Here is a 22,588-nt window from a genome sequence, read left to right as displayed (position 1 = left end):
ACCGGTAGGTGTCAGGTGCGTCAAACCAACCTTAATACACAGCAGGCTTGCGGTCTCCACCCCAACTTTCACCCCCGCTCTCACCAACACGCAAGCGTAACCGAGAAATTAACCTTTGAGAGCTTCAGATACCTCATGACTGCCTTCTGAAACTGATTGAACCGGAATTTCAAGTCTTACTAATAAGCCTTTACCGAAACTTCCATCTGCGAAACTCAGTACACCTTGATGCAATTGCGTTATTTCGTCTGCAATTGCCAGGCCCAGACCGGTTCCTTCTTCAATCACCCCCTGGGCGCGATAGAAACGCTGGGTAATCTGGCTGCGCTCTTCCTCAGGCACGCCGGGCCCGTCATCGTCAACCTCGACAAAAGCCCATTGCTGCACACCCGCCATCTGCAGCAAGGTGGCGTCGTCCGTGCCCACGGGCCTGGGACGCAGACCGCAGCGCAAGGTCACGCTGCCGCCTCGAGGCGTGTACTTGATGGCGTTTTCCACCAGGTTGGAAACCAGCTCGCGCAGCAACCAGCTATGGCCCCAGACCGATGCCGGCTCGACCTCCAGACCGAAGTCCAGCTGTTTGATCGAGGCGCGATCGATAAAGGTCTCGAGCATGCTCTCGCAGAGTTCCTTGAGATCCACCTCCTGCAGCGGCTGCACCTCGGCATTACGCGCATCGGCACGCGACAGGGCCAGCAGCTGACGCGCCAGCTGAGAGGTGCGCCGAGTTGCATCGCGCAGTTGCTCGATCTGCTCCACCGTGAGCACGACCTGCGCCGGCTCCCCGGTCCGCTTGGCCAGGCGTCTGGCCTCCTGGCCGCTCAGGGCCCAGGCCTCCACCTGGGTCTGCAAGGCCGCCAGCGGCGTGCGCAGCTGATGGGCCGCATCGGCGACGAAACGGCGCTGGCCTTCGGCCTGGGCATTGACCAGGGAGAAGAGGCGATTGAGCGAGTGCACCAGCGGGCGGACCTCGGCTGGCGAGGTCTGCTCGTCGATCGGGCTCAGATCGCGCGGCGAGCGGCGCTCCACCGCCTGAGTCAGCTTGTGCAGCGGCTTGAAGGCCCTGCTCACCGACCAGTAAATGGCCACGGCCGCGCCCGCAATCAGCAGCAGATTGGGCAGCAGCACATGCATCAGCAACTGACGCACCCATTGCTGGCGCACATCGCTGCTGTCGGCCAGCATGACGACCATCTCGCCGGCGCCATAGGTTTCGGCCTTGAGCACGGCAACGCGATAGGTCACACCGTCGTGCTCCTGGCTGTGGAATTCCGCTGTGCCGGTCGCCGGCACATCGAAGTTGATCCAGGTATCGCCTGCCACCACATTGCCCTGCAGATCGCCCACGGCATAGCCTGCTTCATCGCCCTGATTGCGCAGAAAGTCTTCGACGCTTGGCGTCAGCGACACCAGCGGCGGCGTGCCGTCCGCAATCGAGGGCGCGAGCACCGAATCGGCCAGGGCCGGCAGCAAGCGCAACAAACGCTGGTCATGCTGGGTGGAGGCCTCATCGGCAGCGCTGTAGCTGAACCAGCCACCCATGGCCGCCAACAGCATCAGCGGCACCAAAAGTAGAACCAGCAGCCGAAAACGCAGATTGGCGGTCATTAATGTTTATTGAATGAGAAATCGGAGTATTCAATTTTCATAGCTGCAAGCGCTTCATTAATAACCGATTCAGATATATAAATAACTGAATTCCATATCAATCAATCGCAGACAGCTATCAAATAGAGAATCAAACAGATTCAGGCATCAACTCCAGCCGATAACCGAAGCCCCGAATGGAGCGCAGGGCCACGCCATGCGGCTCCAGTTTGCTGCGCAGGCGGGACACATAAACTTCCACGGCATTTGGCGTGATTTCACGGTCCCAACCGGTCAGGGCCTGCAGCAGCTTTTCCTTGCTGGCGGGCTTGGGGGCATTGAGCAAAAGATACTCCAGCACCGTCCATTCACGTGGCCCCAGATCGATGGGCAGCAGCTTGCCTTCAGTTTCGCCTTCCTGCGGCAGCTGGCGTGCGCCGGCGCGGCGGCCCGCCGTATCCAGTTCGATACAGCCAAAGTTCAGGACAGCAGAAGTTGCTGCCTGGGAGCGGCGCATCAGCGCACGCAGGCGCGCCAGCAACTCGGGCAGCTCGAAAGGCTTGACCATATAGTCGTCAGCGCCCCAGTCCAGGCCTTGCACGCGGTCCTGCAGCGCATCGCGCGCCGTGAGGATCAACACCGGCATGGCCTTGCTTTCCACATCGCTGCTGCGCAGGCGACGCGTCAGCTCCAGGCCGTTGATGCCCGGCAGGCCGATATCGATCACCGCCACATCGAACGCTTCCTGGGCCAGCACTTCCAGTGCACGCTCGGCACTTCCCACCCAGTCCACGGCATAACCGGCATCGGAAAGACCCAGCTTGATACCGCTGGCCACCATCACATCATCTTCCACCAGAAGCAAACGCATAAAGTCCTACCTCGCTCAAAAACAAAAGCCGCCCAAAGGCGGCTTGCAGCGGAGTCCTGAGCGCGACTCCACCCGGGAAAGCCCTGCGGCGATGTTAACGCCATATGTGAAAAGTCACTCGAGAAGAGCAACCACATGTCAGGGCCAGACAGGCTCATCAATGGCTGCGAATCATCGTGCCATACGCCTGGTCCGTCAAAATTTCCAGCAGCATGGAATGCGGCACGCGTCCATCGATGATGTGCACCGCATTCACACCCGCCTTGGCGGCATCCAGAGCGCCCGAAATCTTGGGCAGCATGCCACCGGAGATCGTACCGTCGGCAAACAGCGCATCAATCTCGCGCGCCGTCAGATCCGTCAGCAGATTGCCGGCCTTGTCCAGAACGCCCGGAGTGTTGGTTAAAAGCACCAGCTTTTCAGCTTGCAACACTGTTGCGAGTTTGCTTGCAACCACGTCGGCGTTGATGTTGTAACTTTCGTTCTCCTCACCAAAACCGATAGGGCTGATCACTGGAATGAAAGCATCGTCCTGCAGCGCCTTCACCACACTGGGGTCGATGGCCACGATATCGCCCACCTGACCCACATCGTGCTCGATGCTCGGATCCTTGTTATCCAGCATCTTGAGCTTCTTGGCACGAATCAAGCCACCATCTCGCCCCGTCAGGCCCACGGCCTTGCCGCCGGCCTGATGGATCAGACCCACGATGTCCTGCTGCACCTCGCCGGCCAGCACCCACTCCACCACTTCCATGGTCTCTTCATCCGTGACACGCATGCCCTGAATGAATTCACCCTTCTTGCCTAGACGACCCAGCGCCGCTTCAATCTGAGGCCCACCACCATGAACCACCACAGGGTTAATCCCCACCAGCTTGAGCAACACCACATCTTCCGCAAAGTCCGCCTGCAAGGCAGGATCGGTCATGGCATTGCCGCCATACTTGATGACCATGGTCTTGCCATGGAACTTGCGGATGTAAGGCAGTGCTTGCGCGAGGATTTCAGCTTTGTCGCGGGGGGCGATCTGGGTGGTGGGGTCAATGGTGGTCATAGATCAAGGCTCTGTCCCATGGGACAATGTTCAAGTCAGATGGGCTGCATTGTGCCGCAAATGCTCTTGGAGACGAGCAAGATGCCAACTTCCCCGAGTCAGCCTCCCACGATATAAAAAAATTCCACGTCCACTCACTCCATGAATTCGATTATTTTCTCTGTTCAAGAGTTATTCAGGTACGACGCGTTCCTTGCAGGTATGGCCTCGTTTATTACCTGCGTGTTGCTGGTTACCACCAAGAAATGGCATGGCAGTCTGTCCATGGATACAACGGACGGCTTGCAAAAATTCCATACCAACCCCACACCTCGAATTGGCGGTATTGCGATTGCCATCGGAGTATTCGTAGGCTATGCAGTATCCAGCCACGGTATGGCAGCAGCAGAAAAACGCGCCATTCTCAGTGCCATACTGCTTGCAGGCATACCAGCCTTTGTTTTCGGCCTCATGGAAGACATCACAAAAAAAGTCTCCGTCAAGGTGCGCCTGCTCGCCACCATGGCTTCCGGTGTGCTGGGCTGGGGTATTACAGGCACCTCTCTGACGCATGTGGATATTTGGGGGATAGATTGGCTTTTGAGCTTTACACTTATCTCCGTCATATTTACCGCCTTTGCCGTCGGCGGCGTTGCCAACGCCATTAATATCATCGACGGCTTCAATGGCCTAACGGCAGGTACAGCCATTATCATGCTTGCTGCCTTTGGGTTTATCGCACGTCAAGTTGGAGATATCCCACTTGCCTTCACCTGCCTCATTATTGCAGGTGCCGTCATGGGATTTTTTTTAGTGAATTGGCCAGCTGGGAAAATCTTCCTGGGTGACGGCGGAGCCTATTTTCTGGGTTTCATGCTGGCATGGATTTCAGTTCTCCTACCCGAGCGCAACACCTCTGTTTCACCCTGGACCAGTCTGTTGATCTGCTCCTACCCGATTATTGAGGTCGGATTCAGTTTTGTCAGAAAGACGATTCGAGAAGGCTACCACCCCAGCCAGCCCGATGGCGTGCATCTGCATATGCTGGCCAACAAACGCTGGGCCAAGAAAGCATTCTCCAGCTTTTCCAAACCTATCCAGAATGGCTTGACTTCACCCTTCCTCTGGATGTATGCGGCCGTGCCCTGCCTGATGGCGGTATTAACCTACCAAAACAAATGGCTGACGGCCAGTTGCTTTTTCATTAGCGTTATTTGCTATCTGGCGTTCTACAGCAAGCTGGCCTATTTCCGCTGGATTCCGCCTCGTCGCAATTAATCAAGCAACATCTGGATAAGCCGGGCATTGACCTTTTCGGCGTCGAACCGCTGCTCTGCAAGACGCCGACTTTCCTCACCCATTCTTGCGACCAGAGCAGGATCGCGGACAAGGCAAAGCATTTTCTGCGCCAGAGCCTCGGCATCCCAACGCGGAACCAGATAGCCGTTGACACCATCGACAACGGTTTCGCGGCAGCCCGGCACATCGGTGGTAATTACTGCACGCCCAACAGCCATGGCCTCCTGAGTGCTGCAGGGAACGCCTTCACGATAGGAGGGCAGTACAAAAATGCTGGCATCTGTCAGCCACTGTATTACGCTGCTCACATGGCCCGGATATTCGACGACGCCGGATGCAATCAAATCGTCCAGCTCCAGGCGTGAAAGCCCACCCGGATTTTCCTCGTCCAGACCACCCAGCACCACAAAGCGGGCCTCTGGATACAGGTTCTTCACCTTTTTCGCGGCAGCCACATATTCGTTGATACCCTTTTCCGCCAAAAGCCTGCCTACAAAGATGAAGCTTGGCGATTTTTGGGAGTCCAACGGTATATATGGATACTTTTCCAGATCCACTCCAATACCGCCCAAAATGCTGACATTCTTTGCCTTTAGGCCGTTGCGACTCAACAGGTCTGCTGAGTCATCTGGATTCAGGAAAATCAGGCGATCCAGTCCGGGGAGAGCCAGGCGATAAAGAAATACCTGTACCCAGCGCAGGATTCTCTGCTTGCGCTTCAGCCCGGTCGGTAGATCGGTGAATACATATCCCAGACCCTCAAGCATGCCGATATTGCGAGGAACCGCAGCCATTCGGGCAGCAATGGAGCCGAAGATCACCGGCTTGACAAAATAGGACAGCACCACATCGGGGGCGATCTTCTTCAGTTGCCTAAACAGCTTCCAGGTATCAACCAGATCCCTGATCGGATTGAGTCCTGCTCTGTTGAGAGAGTAGTCCACAGGTATGGCTCCAAGAGCCACAATTTTTTCTCGGGAGACATCGTCATAGTCCACACAGAGCACATGTACCGTGTGATTTCTCGCCACCAACTCCTTGATCAGGGATGTGCGGAAGTTGAAAACACTGGCAGAAACCGTACCAAGCAAGACCAATTTCACACGCGTCCTTCCCATGCATCCCGATAGGATGCCAGCATACGATCCAGACCAAAGCTGTTTGATACATGGGCTCTGGCGGCAGCCTGTCTTAGGAGCCAGGCTTCAGCCTGCGCCATGGTCGACACAGCGTCCTGAATGCCTGCAGCCAGAGCCTGCGGATTGCCCGGCGGCACCACCCAGCCCGTATCGCCTACCATCAAAGCGGCATCGCCAACATCTGTGGTCACACAAGGAGTCTCGCATGCCATGGCTTCGGCAATCACATTAGGGAAAGCCTCGGCTGAGCTGGAAAGCACATGCAGATCCAGCGCGCTCATCACGGCAGGAATATCGCTTCGCTGGCCCAGCAGGTGCACATGCTCTTGCAAGCCATTGAGCAGAAGCTTGCTTGTGACCTCCTGATTGGCGGCATCCATGCCGCGCCCCACCAGCACACATCGGAACTCTAGGCCCTGACTTCTCAAAAGAGCCAATGCCTTGATCAGATTGTCGTGATCCTTTTGCGGGTCAAAGCGACCCACCATCCCCAGCAAGGGCATGTTTTCAGGAATACCCCACTCCTGCCTCAAAAGTTTGGCGTCTGCAGGGTTCGGCGAAAATTTCTGAAGATCGTAGCCATTAGGTATGACCTTCATCTTCCTCGAAGAGAATCCTATCTCCTCGTGAATGAGCCGTGATTTTTCAGCGCAGCAGACAATAACTTCGGGAATCCAATGGGACAACACGGCATTGATCTTGGCAATCCATCGGGTCGACGCCTTGGTCTTTCCCTTTTCCAGAATGCTGTGATGAATCCCCCAGACTATGTTCTTGATGCCAGAAGTTCTAGCGACCAATCCGCCCACCAGATCGCCATGATACATCCAGGTCTGAACAGCCATATCAGTTCCGGCATGCACCTTCTTTTCATTTCGCAATAGTTGCCACAGAAGCTTCAATCCACCCGGGGTCAAACTTCCGGCTGGCATATTCAAGCACTCTACGTCGACACCAGCTTCCTTTAGCAGAACCCCATATTTACCCCCATCCATTAAAGAAATTACCTTGTGGCAGTTTTCTTTATCAGAGGTGGATAGGCGATAAAGAACAGCTTCTGCCCCGCCATCTCCAAGACCAGTAATTATGTGAATAATTAGCATTCTATAGAACTCTTAACCAAAAAAGCCACTGAAGAGTTATATAAATAACAAACATAGAGACCATGCATATCTTCCACCAGCGCTCAAAATCAAATACTGTCAAAATAAAAATAGGCAACGTGGCTGCAAGAAATCTGGTGGAGTATCCACCGTGCAAAACGTTGAATGTAACTATAGACAGAACAACATAGTTGTACTTACCAAAGAAAGACTTCATCATTTCTTTATAATTGAATATCATTGCAAAAAGCATCAACATCCCAAAAAGCGAGTACTGAAACGAGCTTCGCATATCAGGATATTCAGCTCTTCTATCCCCTAAAACAATGAGTATCCACTCTCTCAATGGTCCCAAAGCAATAGAAATTAATGCACCAAACATCAATATAAAAATCAGGTAAATCGATTTCCCCAATTTGAATTTTCGGGAAAATTCATCCATAAACAAGATGAATATATAAATAGATAGAAAAATAATAGATGCAGTATGAACCAGCATGGCCACAAGCACCACTCCAATAGCAATATATCTATTCCTATCCTTCAAGAAAAATGCCAAAATCAGAATAGAAACAGCTAAAGCAGATCTCAGTTGCGAAAATGAAAAATCAACAACCAATGGATTTATGAGAAATATCAGCATCCATGGCTTTCCATATTTCAATACCAGCATAGCCGGCATGAGCAATGAGAAGAAAGAAACACAAAAGAAAATTACCTCTAGGTCAACCCCATTATTCATCAACGAAATAACAGAATAATGCCACAGAAATTCATTAATAAAATAATCCTTGACCCCTGAGAATCTCACATAACTCAATACACTTTCTTCAAATAAAAAATAATGCGAATAAACACTTCTATCCTCATATGGAAATTGATATATTGATTCATATATAGAAACCCATGGGACAGCACACATGAATAGCATGAACAAAGCCAACGCCAGGAAACTGCCAAAACTCTTCCCAGTATTATTCATATGTAAATATCCATCAGGATGATAATATTTTGATGAATTGCATGTACTTCAGCACAGACTTCTTAACACTGAAATCCTGCGCCCTTGCAAGACCGGGGTGGCGATCAGCATCTAAAATCGACGCATCCATGGCCTCTGCCAAGGCAGCGCCATCGCCCACAGCAACCAGTCGCCCCCATTTTCCATTTTCAAGGATCTCTGCCGGCCCACTGGGACAGTCCGTGCTGACGACAGGAGCACCACATGCCATGGCTTCAATCAATACCGTCGGAAGCCCCTCCCAGCGCGAGGACATCACGAAAAGATCTGCCGACGCCATCCACGCATAAGGATTATTCACGAATCCAGGTAGAGCCACATCCTCCCCCAACTCATACTGAGCGATCTTTTGCTCAAGCATGCCACGCTCTTCACCCTCTCCCAAAATAAGCAGCTTGGCCGGCCTTTTCTTTCTCAGAATGGAGAATGCCTTCAGCAAAGTGGAGAAATCCTTAGCCGCAGCCAAACGGCCTGTTGCCAAGATAAAAGGGATTCCCTCAACCCGAGGCCATGGCCACTGTACTTCTTGAGCCGACAGCATGCTCAATTGCTCGGTCACAACAGGGTTATATGCCACAGCAATCTTGGAACGTTTGAGATTCAACTTGTTCGCCAGATCATCGGCCACACCTTGGGATACCGCCAATATCTGGTCTGCCCAAGGATAGGTCAACTTCATCAACCAAGGCAAAATACGCCCCATCCCGCGAAAATCTCCTTGGCTTGCTACAGATAATGTACTGTGTTCAGTGATGATTAATTTCGTTGAAACACCGGCCAATCTCCTTGCAACCAGATTCACTACATTGGCATAATCCAATGCAGAAATCATAACTTGAGGCTTGCTTTTCTTCAGATACCTCACCATTTCTGGCAATGCAGCCAAAGTGCGAGATTTTTTAAAATCTATCAGATTTACCTTTTCTGACAATGCAGACGCATGAGCCTTTTGCCCCATATTTACGACAAGAAAATCTACATCCAATCCTTCTTCTATCAGTCCATTTGCCAGCAGAACCATGACACGCTCTGCTCCGCCTCCGCCCAATGAGGGGACGAAGAGAGCAACTTTCTCAGACTTCTCTTGCATTCATAAATCTCCGCTGCAAATAATCCCTGCCATTCATAAAATTAACCCCCAGCAGTATCAATATATATGATAATCCACCAGATATTGCTGAGATCCAGAAAACATGTCCTGAAGTATTTTTCGCCCCCCATAAGATGGCGGAAAAGCACAAGGCAGCGAATAAGATTTTTATTGCATCCTTGTTCAGAAAAGGAATTTTTATAAATTTTCTTCCCAAGTACATGCTCAGCCCTAAAGTGATGATATAGGCCATCACGGTGGCATAGGCAGATCCCATTACTCCAAAAATAGGAATCCACCAATAATTCAAGGCGATATTGACTATCGCTGCGATGGCTACAATCACCACCTGATACTTGGTGCGCGCCTTGATCTGAAAAGCCAGATCAAAATGGTATGCGCGTATCCCAGCCAAAACAGCGGCAGCGGCAATCCATGGCGCGATCGCACGCCCCACATCCCTGAAGGCGCTGCCCAGCACCAACTCGCTCCATTGAGGTGCCAGCATGCCCAGCGCACACGCCAATGGCAAGGAAACTGCCAGCAACAGCGGACCATTGCGAGCCAACTGAATCTGGGCTCCTGCATCGCCCTGCTTTGCATACGCATTGAGCGTGAGGGGATAGACAGCCAGATTGATGACCACCATTGCCAAAGTAATCAGTTGCCAGATGAAATCAAAGCCAGCTGAATAGCTACCCGCGTCCGACTCGCTCAGCAGACTGCCAATCATCAATCTGTCAGTGCCGGCAATCACCATAGCCAAAGCAAAGGTCAAAGTGAGCGGAAGCCCGTAATGAAGATAAGAAGCCACATCCAGGCGCGATCCCGCATGAATATTCATCTTGCCACGCATGGACTGCATTCCAAAGGTCAAGGCTGCAGCGCAGGATCCCAGAGCAAGCCCGGTCAAGGGGCCGTAATAAACACCCCCCATCATGACCATCGCCACACCCACACCCAGGCTGAGCATGGAACGTGTGAAAGCCATTGCACCATAGCGCAGGGGTTCCAGCTTCACGCGCGCTATTTCCGCCGCAAGGTCGAACCAAGCCTGCGCCACCGCCAAGGCGACCACCAAAGCCAGAACCGGCCATGACTTCAATGAAGGAAGGAATACGTAGATTACCGGAGCCGCGACAATCAAAGGCAGGGTCGAAATGAAAAAGCAATAGAAAATCGTTCTAAGGAACTTATCTTCCTGATGAATATTTTCTGCATAGAATCTCAAAAGAGATAGCTGCACCCATTGAAAACAGACCAATGCCAGAAAGGTGGATGTAATCAGCGCAATGGAGTAGACGCCATAATCATGAGGCGAAAGGATTCGCGTGTAGATGGCAATTGCGGAAAAGTTGATTATTCCCGGAACTGCCTTCGAGAGAAAATACTGAAATATTTGTTTTGCTATCAATTTCAGCCTTTATATTCAATTCAGCCTATGAAGACCTTATTGCTCCTGCCATTTTTCAATGAATCTATTATTCTCCGCAGCACTCGCTAACACAACCTTATGAACTTTCATTTCATAAAATAAAAAGGAGATGCCCCATTATCGGCATCTCCTCGTTGATAGCTCAAAAAGCCACGTTCAAACAGCTAGCCTCGCCAAATCCGCCACCCGATTCATGGCCTCATGGAGCGAAGCCAGCAGCCCCAGGCGATTGGTCCTGAGAGCAGGATCTTCAGCATTGACCATGACTTGCTCGAAGAATGCATCGACCGAGGCACGCAATGCTGCCAGTGTTTGCAGGCTGGCGGTGTAATCACCTGCTGCAAACTGTTGCTGAGCTTTGGGCGCCACCTGCTGCAGCACTGCATACAGTTCCTTTTCAGCCTGCTCCACCAACAGCGCTTCGTTCACCTGGGGCTGAACGTCGGTTTCGGCCTTCTTCAGAATATTGCCCACACGCTTGTTGGCCGCAGCCAGCGCAGGAGCCTCGGGCAGGGCCGCAAAGGCGCGCACGGCTTCCAGGCGCTTTTGCACGTCAGACAGGCGCTGGGGCTGCAGGGCCAGCACGGCTTCCACTTCCTGGGCGCTATAGCCTTGTTCGCGGAACATATTGGCCAGGCGGTCGTAGATGAATTCGACCAGCTGAGGCGTGGCGTCCTGGATCTTGTCGCCAAAGGCGGGCAAGGTGCTGACCAGCAGGGTTTCCAGATCCAGCTCCAGATCCTTTTCGACCAGCATGCGGATCACGCCCAGTGCATGGCGGCGCAGGGCGAAAGGATCGCGGTCGCCGGTGGGCAGATTGCCGATGCCGAACATGCCGACCAGGGTTTCGAGCTTGTCGGCCAGGGCCACGATCACGCCCACATCGCCGCGTGGCAGTTCGTCGCCGGCAAAGCGGGGCTTGTAGTGGTCTTCGATGGCATCGGCCACGGCCACATCCAGGCCGTCGTTCTGGGCGTAGTAGCGGCCCATGATGCCTTGCAGCTCGGGGAACTCGCCCACCATGTCGGTGACCAGATCGGTCTTGGCCAGCATGGCAGCCTGGTCGGCCAGACGGCCCAGTTCGGAGTTGCCCAACTGCTGGGCAATGCTCTTGGCGATGGCGCGCACGCGGGCGATGCGCTCGCCCTGCGTGCCCAGCTTGTTGTGATAGACCACCTTGTCCAGTTGCTCAACGCGGCTGGCCAGGGTCTTTTTGCGGTCCTGGTCGAAGAAGAACTTGGCGTCGGCCAGACGCGGGCGCACCACACGTTCGTTGCCGCCAACCACGGCCGAAGCGTCCTGGGGCTGGATGTTGCTGACGATCAGGAACTGATGGGTCAGCTTGCCATTGGCGTCCAGCAGCGGGAAGTACTTCTGATTGGCCTTCATGGTCAGAATCAGGCATTCCTGGGGCACGGCCAGGAATTCCTTCTCGAATTCGCAGACCAGCACATTTGGGAGCTCGACCAGGGCCGTCACCTCGTCCAGCAGGGCCGGGTCGTCGATGGGGCGCACGTCGCCGCCAATGCGTTCGGCAGCCGCCTGCAGCTGGCGGGCGATATCGGCCCGGCGCTCGGTGAAGCTGGCGATCACGGCGCCCTCTTCACGCAGTTGCTCTGCATAGCTGTCGGCGTTCTGGATAACCACGGGGTCCACAGCGGCTTCAAAGCGGTGACCATGCGTGGCAGCGCCGGCGGTCAGGCCCAGGGCCTTCACGCCGATCAGCACCTGGGTGCCATGCATCACGACCAGGCCGTGGGCCGGGCGCACAAAGTGCACGCTGGTCCAGCCGTCCTGCAACTGGTAGCGCATGACCTTGGGGATGGGCAACTTGGCCAGGGCTTCGTCCAGCGCCTTTTGCACGCCATCGGTCAGCAGCACGCCCTTGGCCGTGGATTCGTAGAACAGGGCTTCGGCCTTGCCTTCGCCCTGGCGCTTCAGAGCGGCCACTGCGGATTCGTCGGCCCCCAGGGCCGCCAGTTTCTTGAGCAGTGCCGCCGTGGGCTTGCCCTCGGCATCCAGCGCCACGGAGACAGGCATCAGCTTTTGCGAGACTGCCTTGTCTTCGGCCTGGGGCAGCACTTCGGTGATGTGCGCGGCCAGACGGCGGGGAGAGGCGTAGGCGGTCAGGCGCGACTCGCTCGATGCCAGCAGTCCCTGGGCCTTGAGCTGCTCGAAGATGACAGCTGCAAAAGCATCGCCGAGCTTTTGCAGCGCCTTGGGAGGCAGCTCTTCGACAAACAGTTCAACCAGTAGATTCGATGCGTTCATGATGATTTTGATAGCAGCCAGCGCTTTCTAGATCAAGGCTGGCCGCTGAAATTTTGGAATATGGGTCGGTGGTAGCGTGAAAGCGGCTTAAGCAGCCTTCTTCGCTGCCTGCTCTGCGGCCTTGGCCAGCTCGGCCAACACCTCGTCGGCATGGGCCTTGGGCGCCATGGGGAAGCCCAGGCGCGCGCGGCTGTCCAGATAGCTCTTGCCCACGGCGCGGGCCAGGTTGCGGATACGGCCGATATAGGCAGCGCGCTCGGTCACCGAGATGGCGCCACGGGCGTCCAGCAGATTGAAGGTGTGGGCGGCTTTGAGCACCTGCTCATAGGCGGGCAGCGCCAGCTGGGCGTCGATCAGCTGATTGGCCGTGCCTTCGTGGGCCGCAAAGGCGCTGAACAGGAACTCGGCATTCGAATGCTCGAAGTTGTAGGTGGACTGCTCCACCTCGTTCTGGTGGAACACGTCGCCATAGGACAGGCCGTCGGTATAGACCAGGTCGTACACCGACTCCTTGCCCTGCAGATACATGGCCAGACGTTCCAGGCCGTAGGTGATCTCGCCCGTGGCGGGCTTGCAGTCGATGCCGGCGACCTGCTGGAAATAGGTGAACTGGGTCACTTCCATGCCGTTGAGCCAGACTTCCCAGCCCAGGCCCCAGGCGCCCAGCGTGGGGTTTTCCCAGTCGTCCTCGACAAAGCGGATGTCGTTCTTCTTCAGATCGAAGCCCAGGGCTTCGAGCGAGCCCAGGTAGAGCTCCAGAATATTGTCGGGAGCGGGCTTGAGCACCACCTGGAACTGGTAGTAGTGCTGCAGGCGGTTGGGGTTCTCGCCATAGCGGCCGTCCTTGGGACGACGGCTGGGCTGCACATAGGCTGCCTTCCAGGGCTCGGGACCGATGGCGCGCAGAAAGGTCGCGGTGTGCGAGGTACCGGCGCCGACTTCCATGTCATAGGGCTGGAGCAATGCACAGCCCTGTTCGGCCCAGTAGGACTGCAGTTTCAGAATGATTTGTTGGAAGGTCAGCATGACTTGTATACGTTCGCGCGCCTGCAATCACTGGCGATTGCGGGCGGCATCTTCATTAAGAGGTGTTCTGGGCGGTATCGACCGCATAAGCGGTAGATTCTAAGTCTGTGCCACTGATCACGGACGTAGTCTGTCTGCGCGGCCCCACAGCAGGCATTTTCACGAAGGGGCTCCAGCCGGTGATTTCAAAATGTGAAAAGTAAAACGCTAGCACTTATCGCCCATGAATAGACAGATGCAGCATCAATAAACCATGAAACTATTGAATAGAAAGCGCAGTGCGCTCACTTTTTAACAATTTCCGCGCAACTGCCATGCATCCCGGAACCGGCTGCCGCGGTTTGCCTCCTAGAATGATTCCTTTCCCGTCATCCTCTTTCGGAGCACGTCATGGATTTCATGAAAATCATCACCAAGCAACTGATCGAAATCATCGAATGGACCGATGATTCGCGCGACACGCTGTCGTATCGCTGGCCCGATGAAGACAAGGAAATCAAGAACGGCGCCCAGCTCATCGTGCGTGAGTCGCAGCAGGTGCAGTTCGTCTCCGAAGGCCAGTTCGCAGACCTGTTCAACCCGGGCCGCCATCTGCTGACCACACAGAACATCCCGGTTCTGTCCACGCTGCGCGGCTGGAAGTACGGCTTCAACTCCCCCTTCAAGTGCGATGTCTACTACATCAACACGCGCTTGTTCACGGGCAACAAATGGGGCACGTCCAACCCCATCATGATGCGCGACAAGGACTTTGGCGTGATCCGTCTGCGCGCCTTCGGTACCTATGACTTCCGCATCACCAACGCCGCCCTGTTCCTCAAGGAAGTGGCGGGCACGGACCAGAACTTCCGCATCGATGAGTTTGCCGACACCATGCGCTCGCGCATCGTCAGCATCTTCTCCGAGGCCCTGGCCAAGGCCCAGGTGCCGGCACTCGATGTGGCCCAGCGCTACAGCGAGCTGGGCGACGCGCTGCTGCAGCTCATCAACCCGGCCGTCAGCGAGAAATACGGCCTGGAAATCACCAGCTTCCTGCTGGAGAACGTTTCCGTGCCGCCCGAAGTGGAGCAGGCCATCGACAAGCGCTCCAGCATGGGCGCCATCGGCAACCTCAACGACTATGTGAAGTACCAGATGGGCCAGGCCATGGCCAATGGCGGCGAAGGCGCTGCGGCGGCCACCATTCCGGCCACCATGGCCATGGGCTTCGGCATGGCTCAGGAAATGATGAAGGGCATGCAAGGCGGTGGCGCTGCAGGCGCCCCGGCCGCTGCTGTGGCAGACCCCTTCTCGCCGGCCGCGGCGCAAGCCGCACAGACGCCTGCCGCCCCGGCCGCCGCCGGTCTGCAGGTGCTGACTCCCGCCCAGGCGGCCCAGGTGCTGGGCGTGGCCGAGGCCGATGTGCTGGCTGAAATCCAGGCCGGCAACCTCAAGGCCCGCCAGATCGGCAGCCAGTGGCGCATCGCCCAGGCTGCGCTGGACGAGTTCCTGCGCGGCTGATCCCCAATCCATGGCATCGGGGTGCACGTCATGAATGAACACAAACCGGTTTTCATCAGCACCACTCCGGTGCTGGCATCGCTGGACATGGCGCGCACCGTGGCTTTCTACGCCCGCGTGCTAGGCGCCAGAACCATCCACGCCCAGCCCGGCGAGTACGCCATCGTCTCGCTGGGCGGCCTGGAGCTGCATTTCTGGGCCTGCCAGGACCCGGAGATTCCCAGGCAGACCAGCTGCCGCATCCAGGTGGCGGGAATTGCCGCCCTGCATGCGCAGTGTCTGGCCGAGAATGCGGTTCACCCCAACGGCGGTCTGCGCCAGCAGCCCTGGGGCACCCAGGAATTCAGTCTTCTCGACGAGGATGGCAACTGCGTGACCTTCTACGAAACCCATCCCGCCCCCGCTGCCGCCTGAACCCGTTTTTGCCGTGGCCACACCCGCTTCCTCCGCTCGCTCTTCCGGATCTGCATTCACCCCAGTCTCCGAGACGGCTCCCCCTTCCATGGTGGGCAAGCATGTCTGCCCCGAATGCGGCGGCAATCTGGAGTGGAATGCCAAGGCCCAGTCGCTCAGATGTCCTTACTGCGGCACCGTCGTGCCCTGGAGCGAGCAGACACAGCCCGAGCCGGGACGCGCCGTGGTGGAGCAGGATCTGGCCGAGGCCTTGCGCAACCCGGCCAGCGGTCGCGGCTGGGGCTCGGACGAGCGCTACGAGGTGCAATGCCAGAACTGCCGCGCCATCTCGGTCTTTCTCGGTAAGAACGTGGCCCAGCGCTGCGACTTCTGCGGCTCGCCGGCCATCGTCGCCCATGAGGAGCGCAGCGACGCCATCACGCCGCAGAGCATCCTGCCGTTCAAGATCAGCGACGGACAGATTCGCGACAAGATCCGCCAGTGGTATGGCAGCCGCTGGTTTGCGCCCAGCAAGCTCAAGAGCGCCGCGCTGACGGACACGCTGCACGGCGTCTATCTGCCCTACTGGACCTTCGACGCCCATGCCAGCGCGCAGTGGTGGGCAGAGGCCGGCTATTACTACTACACCACCGAGTCCTATCGCGACGGCAACGGCAATCTGCAGACCCGCCAGGTCCAGCATGTGCGCTGGGAGCCGGCATCGGGCAGCCTGCAGCATTTCTTCGACGATGAACTGGTGCCGGGCACCGTGGGCGTGCATGCCCATCTGCTGCGCCAGGTGGAGCCCTTCCCGACCACCACCGACCTCAAGCCCTATAGCCCGGAGTTCGTGCGCGGCTGGACGGTGGAGCGCTATCAGGTGGACCTCTCCAAGGCCGCCAGGATCAACGAGGAAGACATGGACAGTCAGCTGCGCAGCATGTGCTCGCGCGAGGTTCCTGGAGACACTCAGCGCAATCTGCAGGTCCAGCGCCAATACTCGGGCCGCAGCTTCAAGCACACGCTGGTGCCGGTCTGGCTGGTCGGCTACACCTATGGCAGCAAGACCTACCAGATCGTGGCCAATGGCTATACCGGCCAGATTGCGGGCGAGCGGCCTTACAGCTGGGTCAAGATCCTGTTTGCCGTACTCGCCGCCATCCTGCTCGTCATGCTGATTGCGCCGCTGTTTGTGCAGCAGTGATGCTCATTTTTTGATAGCAATTTGCACTTTATAGATAAAGATTCTGAATTCATTTTCTTGAAATTCGAGAACCGACAAGCGTCAGAAGCTATTCAATCCGTAGCAGCTACCAGGCCCTCCACACCTCTTCGGCCAGGCCAAACGCCGTGCTTGCGCCCGAGCCGCTGGTCACTGCCACCACGCGTGTCGCTGCATCTGGCGCTTTGACAAAACAAGGGGCTTCGGCACTGGAGGGATAGATGCCCGTCCAGCGCTCCACAACCTGGGCCTTGTCGATATGCAGCGCTTCGTGCATATGGCGCAGCATGAGCTGGTCGACGGCTTCGCTGGCAAACGGCTGGGGCGCGCTGCCGTAGTGGTGCGAATCGCCGACCACCAGCGAACCGTCGGCGCTTTGCACGGCAATCAGGTGGATGCCGTGCTTCAGGCTTTGCGCCTCCTCGCGCTCCAGCTCGGCGCGCAATACTGCGGCTTCGGGCAGCGCGCTATAGCCTTCGTAGCGCACCAGGCTCAGATCCCCCATGACCGATCCTTCGAGCTTGAAGCCTGTTTGCGGCTTGACACGCAGCATCTGCAACTGGCACAGCTGCACTTGGTTGTCAGTCCATTCGCCTGCAAACAGCCCGCCTGGATCGGCGTTGTTGCAGACCACCACACGTTCGGCGTGATAGCGGCCACGCGAGGTGGTGACGCGCGGCGTTGCCACCTCCGTCACGCTTTCGCCAAAGCGGAAATCCACTCCCAGATCCTGCTGCAGCCACAGGGCCAGTTGCGGGATGGCGGTGCGCGACTCCACGCGCAGCTCATGCGGGCTGTAGAGCACGGATTGCAGCCCTTCGCTACGCAGCGCCGGATGGCGTGCCGCGGCCTGGGCTGGCGTCAGCATCTCGCAGCCCTCGCCCATCTCGGTTTGCATGAATGCGTCAAGCACCGCTGCCGCAGCAGGGCGGCGCGCCGTCAGCCACAGGCCGGCATGCAGGACATCGATACCGGCCTTGGGCGCAATCTCGGCCCAGACGTCGCGTGAGCGCATGGCGCGCCGCCAATGGGCACCGGCGCGCTGGCCCGTGATGGTGACAAAGCCAAAGTTGCGAATCGAGGCGCCCAGGCAGGCACCGTCGCGCTCTATCACCAGCACGGAGCGGCCGCGCGTGGCAGCGGTATAGGCATGCGCCAGGCCGACAATGCCGGCACCGACGACGATCAGATCGTAGTTTTTCATAGCGTTACAGAAAAAGCAGACAAGCCAAGTCCCTGCCGCAACGCCAAGGCGATGCAGCGAGAGACATTCAGGGGATCAAGTGATGTGGAGAAAGTCCTCAGCGCTGGCGCCAGTGCTGGGTACGCCGCTGCAACCAGGCATCCAGCAGCGCAATCAGCAGGCGACCGGCGGCTGCAGTCGCAAAGATCAGCGTGGCCATGGCGGCGGCGGGAGCGATATCGCCCGCGTCATCCATGGCCAGCACGGCCACCGAGGCCAATGTGGTTTCGGGCGAGTACAAGAAGACCACCGCCGACACCGTGGTCATGGCATTCACGAAGAAGTAGCCCGCCACCTGCATCACCGCAGGCAGGCACACGGGCAGGTGCACGCGCCACAGCAGCGTCCAGAACGGCAGGCCCATGGAATCGGCCACGCGTTCGTATTCGGCATCCAGTTGCTGCAAGGCGGTGAGCTGGGTGATGTGCGCCACCGAGAAAAAATGCGCGACCGTGCACAGCACCAGAATGCCCATGGACCCGTACAGAAAGTGCAGCGGATTGCCGCCCGCATTGAAGAACAGGATATAGCCCAGACCCAGCGCCAGCCCGGGCACCGCCATGGGCAGCGTGGCCACCGCGTGCAGCCACTGGCGCGCGCGGCCCCAGCCCGTGGGCTTGGCCACCAGATACGCGCTCAGAAAACTCAGCAGCGCGCCTGTCGCCGCCGTGGCCACGGCCATGGTCAGCGAGTTGGCGTAACTGGCCCAGCCGCCACCATCCATCAGGTCGAACTGGTAGTTCCTGAAGGTCAGCGTCAGGTTATAGGGCCAGAAGCTGACCAGGGATGCCAGCACGGCCACGCCCATCACCGCCAGCAGCGCCAAAGCCATCAGGCTGCAATACACCAGCAGCGCACGGTCGAGCGGCACACAGGGCTGCGGCACCAGAGGCACGGCCCGCACGCTCATGGCAGCGGCCTGCCGGGCACGCAAATGGCGCTCGGCCGCAAAGGCCAGGCCCGCAGGCACCAGCAGCAGCATGGCCACCACGGCACCCATGGACAGGTTCTGCTGGCCAATCACCTGCTTGTAGATATCGGTGGCCAGCATCTGCGTGTTGCCGCCAATCACCTTGGGCACGCCAAAGTCGGTGACCACCAGCACGAACACCACAATCCAGGCAATCATCAGCCCATAGCGGCTGGCTGGCAGCGTGACCTGGCAGAAGCTGCGCCAGCGCCCCGCGCCCAGCGTGGCGGCGGCCTCATACAGGCGCGCATCGCCCGAGGCCAGCGTGGTGCACAGAATCATCAGCGCATGCGGAAACGTCCACAGCACCGAGCCAAGAATGATGCCAAACGGCCCATAGGCCGAGCCGCCCAGCAGCCAGCTCTTGAGCAGACCCTGGGCGCCAAACAGATAGATCAGGCTGATGGCCATGAGCAGCGACGGCGCCAGCAGCGGCACCAGGGCGATGGCGCGAAAGAACCTGGCCAGCGGCATGCAGCTGCGCATCACGCCGTAGGCATAGCCATAGGCCAGGGCCACACACAAGGTGCTGCTGATGGCCGACAGCCACAGGCTGTTGAACAGCGACTGAGCTACGCCCGGCGTTTGCGCATAGGCGAGGTACTGGGCCAGGCCCGAGAACTTGCCATCGGCCGACACAAAGCTGCGGCCCAGCAGCGCCCCCACGGGCAGTGCAATGGCCACCAGCAGCGCGCCCAGCAGGCCCAGCACCGACAGGCCCAGCCACAGCTTTTCCCAATCGAAAAAACGCGTTTGCCGCGGCGCCGCAGGGCCGGTGCCTTGCTGCCAACGTGATTCCGCTGCAGGCGCATAGCTCCCCACGGGCAGCGCAGAAGAAGAGGCATCCATGCTTATGCCGCCTTTCGCAAAATCTCTGGCGCTGCCAGCGACTGCAGCGCGGCAGCCGGCAACTCCAGCAACACCTCGCCCTGCAGCCAGTCGGGCAAACGCGCGTCATGGCGCAGCGGCCATTGCACATCGATCTGGCATTGCAGCGTGGGGCTGAACACGCGCACCAGGACCAGCGAACCCAGGAACGAGGTCTCGACCACCCGCGCGCGAAACAGATTGGGCAGTGCTGCGGGCTGGGCCGGGTGCAGCACCGCGCTTTCGGGCCTCACACCCACCAGCAAGGCATCACCGACCTCAAAGCCGGCAGTGCTGCATTCAAGCCGCCCCTCGCCCACGCGCACCGCGTCGCCCGACTCGGCCACGGCGGGCAGCAAATTCATGCGGCCCACAAAACCGGCCGCAAAGTGGCTAACCGGCTTGGCGTAGAGCTGCTCGGGCGAGCCCTGCTGCTCGATACGGCCCTGGTGCATCAGCACCACGCGGTCGGCCATGGAGAGCGCTTCTTCCTGATCGTGCGTGACCATCACGCAGGCAATGCCCAGCTGGCGCTGCAACTGGCGGATTTCGCTGCGCAGCTCGGTGCGCACCTGGGCATCGAGCGCGGACAGCGGCTCGTCCAGCAACAGCAGACGCGGGCGCGGCGCCAGTGCGCGGGCCAGCGCAATGCGCTGCTGCTGGCCGCCCGACAATTGCGCCGGATAGCGCTGCGCCTGCGCACCCAGACCTACCAGAGCCAGCATCTCCTGCACCCGGGCCTGCACTTGCGCCGCAGGCTGGCCCCTGAGACCAAACGCCACATTCTGGGCCGCCGTCAGGTTAGGAAACAGTGCGTAGCTCTGGAACACCACGCCAAAGCCCCGGCGCGCGGCGGGCCAGCGCGTGATGTCCTCGCCCTGAAACAGAATGCGGCCCGCGTCGGCCTGCTCGATGCCGCACAGAATGCGCAGCAGCGTGGTCTTGCCGCAGCCCGAAGGGCCCAGCAGGCTGACGAACTCGCCGCCCTCCACCAACAGGCCAATGTCGCGCAGCACCGGGGTGTCTTTGTACTGCTTGGCGATATGTTCTATGCGCAGCATCTGCAATCACTTTCAACGTGCAAAAACGGACGGCCTGCTATCTCCACCAGAGCGCATACCGGTCGATACCGGCGCGCCCCAACCCAGAGACACCGCGCAAGGGCCGCCCCGCCGCGCTGGTGTCGTCCCCCTCCGGCGCGCAGCGCCAGAGAGGGGGAAGGCGCGGCGCCGCCAAGGCGAAGCGCCTCAGGGGGTGTTACTTCTTCTCCGCCTTGGCTTCGTACCGACGCGACCATTCGGCCAAGATACGATCGCGGTTAGCCGCTGCCCAGTTGAAGTCGTTCCTGGCCAGGCGCTTTTCCAGATCGGCCGGAATGAACTCGTGCTTTTCCTGGGCCTCGGGAAGGGCCAGCACGGCAAAGTTGGCGGCGTAGAGCTTGTTGGCGTCAGGCGTCACCGCCCAGTCGGCCAGGGCTTTGGCCGCGTCCTGCTTTTTGCTGGTCTTCAGAATGGCCGTGGCTTCCACATCCCAGCCCAGGCCTTCCCTGGGGAAGACGATGTCTATGGGCGCACCATCCTTCTTGGTCTTGTTGGCCCGGTATTCAAAGCTCAGGCCCACGGGGAACTCGCCCGCGCCGGCCTGGCGGCAGGGCTTGGAGCCGCTGTGCGTGTAGATGCCGATGTTCTGGTGCAGCGCATCCATATAGGCCCAGCCCTTGTCCTCGCCCATCATCTGCAGCCAGGCGGCCACCATCAGATAGCCCGTGCCGCTGGACGCCGGGTGGGGCATGGTGATCGTGCCCTTGAACTCGGGCCTGGTCAGGTCGGCCCAGCTGGCAGGCGTGGGCAGCTTGCGCTTTCCGCCTTCCACGGTGTTGAAACAGACGGCGGACGACCACAGATCCATGCCCACCCAGGTCGGCGTGGCTGCCGGATCGCGCATGGTGGAGCGCACCCTGGCCAGGTTTCTGGGCGCATAGGGCTGCAGCATGCCTTGCTTGTCCAGCAGCATCAGCGAAGTGGCGGCCACGCCCCAGATCACATCTGCCTGGGGATTGGCCTTTTCGGCCAGCAGACGGGCGGTGATGATGCCCGTGCTGTCGCGCACGAACTTCAGCTCGATGTCGGGATGGGCTTTTTCAAAAGCCGCTTTGTAGGCCTTGATCTGATCGGCCTCCAGGGCCGAATACACCAGCAGATCGGTCCTGGCGTGGGCCGCGGATGCCAGGCCCAGCAAGGCCGTGGCAACCGTGGAAAAGGCGATCAAAGTGAAGCGGCGAGTGGCGGGTGCAAAAGCGTGGCGCATGGATAACAGTCCCTTGGATTGATCGTTGCCGCCCGACCAACGCGGCCGTTTGCGACATGAGGGAACTGTAGAAATTCACTGTGAAACGCCTGTGTCACAGAACTGAAATCTGGCAAAGGCGTCATCAGCAAACTTTGTAGTCATCGCGCTGCTATTGATTCAAAAGCAACTTACGCCTTATCTGTCTCACATTTCTTTATAAAACCAC

18 protein-coding genes are annotated in these 22,588 nt (G+C 58.0%); 4 read left to right on the top strand and 14 right to left on the bottom strand.

What is annotated here, in order from left to right; translation table 11 throughout:
• Window positions 1-108 precede the first annotated feature (108 nt).
• The 3 genes from EIC84_RS10040 to argB all read right to left on the bottom strand — a co-directional run bounded on the left by EIC84_RS10040 (window position 109) and on the right by argB (window position 3,515).
• Entirely contained in the window at window positions 109-1,608 is a 1,500-nt protein-coding gene (locus tag EIC84_RS10040; RefSeq protein ID WP_003068055.1) for a sensor histidine kinase, read from the bottom strand.
• Between the two features lie 130 nt (window positions 1,609-1,738).
• Window positions 1,739-2,458 carry a response regulator transcription factor gene (locus EIC84_RS10035; protein WP_003068054.1) on the bottom strand — a complete coding sequence of 240 codons (720 nt, stop codon included), beginning with the start codon at window positions 2,456-2,458 and terminating at the stop codon, window positions 1,739-1,741.
• Window positions 2,459-2,615: 157 nt separating this feature from the next.
• On the bottom strand, window positions 2,616-3,515 hold the full coding sequence (gene argB, locus EIC84_RS10030; protein WP_003068053.1) for an acetylglutamate kinase: 900 nt from the start codon (window positions 3,513-3,515) through the stop codon (window positions 2,616-2,618).
• A 141-nt stretch (window positions 3,516-3,656) separates the two neighbouring features.
• Here argB and EIC84_RS10025 point away from each other — a divergent pair, with 141 nt between their 5' ends.
• Window positions 3,657-4,772 carry a glycosyltransferase gene (locus EIC84_RS10025; protein WP_003068052.1) on the top strand — a complete coding sequence of 372 codons (1,116 nt, stop codon included), beginning with the start codon at window positions 3,657-3,659 and terminating at the stop codon, window positions 4,770-4,772.
• On the opposite strand, the gene EIC84_RS10020 is transcribed toward EIC84_RS10025, so the two are convergent.
• The 7 genes from EIC84_RS10020 to glyQ all read right to left on the bottom strand — a co-directional run bounded on the left by EIC84_RS10020 (window position 4,769) and on the right by glyQ (window position 13,878).
• A complete protein-coding gene (locus tag EIC84_RS10020) occupies window positions 4,769-5,896 on the bottom strand; it encodes a glycosyltransferase family 4 protein (protein WP_034362793.1) in 1,128 nt (375 codons plus the stop codon). The two genes, EIC84_RS10025 and EIC84_RS10020, sit on opposite strands and share 4 nt — an antisense overlap.
• Window positions 5,893-7,035, bottom strand: coding sequence for a glycosyltransferase (locus EIC84_RS10015; RefSeq protein ID WP_034362791.1), 1,143 nt, complete (start codon window positions 7,033-7,035; stop codon window positions 5,893-5,895). The genes EIC84_RS10020 and EIC84_RS10015 overlap by 4 nt, the downstream gene beginning before the upstream one ends.
• Before the next feature lies 1 nt (window position 7,036).
• Complete coding sequence (locus tag EIC84_RS10010) at window positions 7,037-8,017, bottom strand: hypothetical protein (protein WP_003068048.1); 981 nt, start codon at window positions 8,015-8,017, stop codon at window positions 7,037-7,039.
• Between the two features lie 13 nt (window positions 8,018-8,030).
• Window positions 8,031-9,146, bottom strand: a complete 1,116-nt coding sequence (locus tag EIC84_RS10005) for a glycosyltransferase (RefSeq protein ID WP_034362789.1) — start codon at window positions 9,144-9,146, stop codon at window positions 8,031-8,033.
• Window positions 9,130-10,560 (bottom strand): lipopolysaccharide biosynthesis protein, encoded by a 1,431-nt coding sequence (locus tag EIC84_RS10000; RefSeq protein ID WP_003068045.1) that lies wholly within the window; start codon window positions 10,558-10,560, stop codon window positions 9,130-9,132. Before EIC84_RS10000 ends, EIC84_RS10005 begins: the two co-directional genes overlap by 17 nt.
• A gap of 177 nt (window positions 10,561-10,737) precedes the next feature.
• On the bottom strand, window positions 10,738-12,852 hold the full coding sequence (gene glyS, locus EIC84_RS09995; protein WP_003068043.1) for a glycine--tRNA ligase subunit beta: 2,115 nt from the start codon (window positions 12,850-12,852) through the stop codon (window positions 10,738-10,740).
• A gap of 87 nt (window positions 12,853-12,939) precedes the next feature.
• Window positions 12,940-13,878: a glycine--tRNA ligase subunit alpha gene (glyQ, locus tag EIC84_RS09990; RefSeq protein WP_003068041.1), complete on the bottom strand. Its 939-nt coding sequence runs from the start codon at window positions 13,876-13,878 to the stop codon at window positions 12,940-12,942.
• A gap of 390 nt (window positions 13,879-14,268) precedes the next feature.
• Between glyQ and EIC84_RS09985 the strand changes: the two genes are divergently transcribed.
• The 3 genes from EIC84_RS09985 (at window position 14,269) to EIC84_RS09975 (ending at window position 16,975) form a co-directional block, all read left to right on the top strand.
• Window positions 14,269-15,378 (top strand): SPFH and helix-turn-helix domain-containing protein, encoded by a 1,110-nt coding sequence (locus tag EIC84_RS09985; RefSeq protein ID WP_003068040.1) that lies wholly within the window; start codon window positions 14,269-14,271, stop codon window positions 15,376-15,378.
• Between the two features lie 30 nt (window positions 15,379-15,408).
• Window positions 15,409-15,792 carry a VOC family protein gene (locus tag EIC84_RS09980; protein ID WP_003068039.1) on the top strand — a complete coding sequence of 128 codons (384 nt, stop codon included), beginning with the start codon at window positions 15,409-15,411 and terminating at the stop codon, window positions 15,790-15,792.
• A gap of 88 nt (window positions 15,793-15,880) precedes the next feature.
• The gene (locus tag EIC84_RS09975) at window positions 15,881-16,975 is read left to right on the top strand and encodes a TFIIB-type zinc ribbon-containing protein (protein WP_003068038.1); all 1,095 of its coding nucleotides are present in this window, start codon (window positions 15,881-15,883) and stop codon (window positions 16,973-16,975) included.
• A gap of 106 nt (window positions 16,976-17,081) precedes the next feature.
• On the opposite strand, the gene EIC84_RS09970 is transcribed toward EIC84_RS09975, so the two are convergent.
• The 4 genes from EIC84_RS09970 to EIC84_RS09955 all read right to left on the bottom strand — a co-directional run bounded on the left by EIC84_RS09970 (window position 17,082) and on the right by EIC84_RS09955 (window position 22,380).
• Window positions 17,082-18,197 (bottom strand): TIGR03364 family FAD-dependent oxidoreductase, encoded by a 1,116-nt coding sequence (locus EIC84_RS09970; RefSeq protein WP_003068037.1) that lies wholly within the window; start codon window positions 18,195-18,197, stop codon window positions 17,082-17,084.
• Window positions 18,198-18,294: 97 nt separating this feature from the next.
• Window positions 18,295-20,055, bottom strand: a complete 1,761-nt coding sequence (locus tag EIC84_RS09965; RefSeq protein ID WP_003068036.1) for a putative 2-aminoethylphosphonate ABC transporter permease subunit — start codon at window positions 20,053-20,055, stop codon at window positions 18,295-18,297.
• Window positions 20,056-20,057: 2 nt separating this feature from the next.
• Complete coding sequence (locus tag EIC84_RS09960) at window positions 20,058-21,134, bottom strand: ABC transporter ATP-binding protein (RefSeq protein WP_003068035.1); 1,077 nt, start codon at window positions 21,132-21,134, stop codon at window positions 20,058-20,060.
• A gap of 196 nt (window positions 21,135-21,330) precedes the next feature.
• Window positions 21,331-22,380: a putative 2-aminoethylphosphonate ABC transporter substrate-binding protein gene (locus EIC84_RS09955; RefSeq protein WP_003068034.1), complete on the bottom strand. Its 1,050-nt coding sequence runs from the start codon at window positions 22,378-22,380 to the stop codon at window positions 21,331-21,333.
• Between the last annotated feature and the right edge of the window lie 208 nt (window positions 22,381-22,588).

Origin of the sequence: Comamonas sp. A23 (genome assembly GCF_004522605.1) — a bacterium.
Classification (GTDB): Bacteria; Pseudomonadota; Gammaproteobacteria; order Burkholderiales; family Burkholderiaceae_C; genus Comamonas; species Comamonas thiooxydans.
This window is presented reverse-complemented; position numbering and strand designations above follow the sequence as displayed.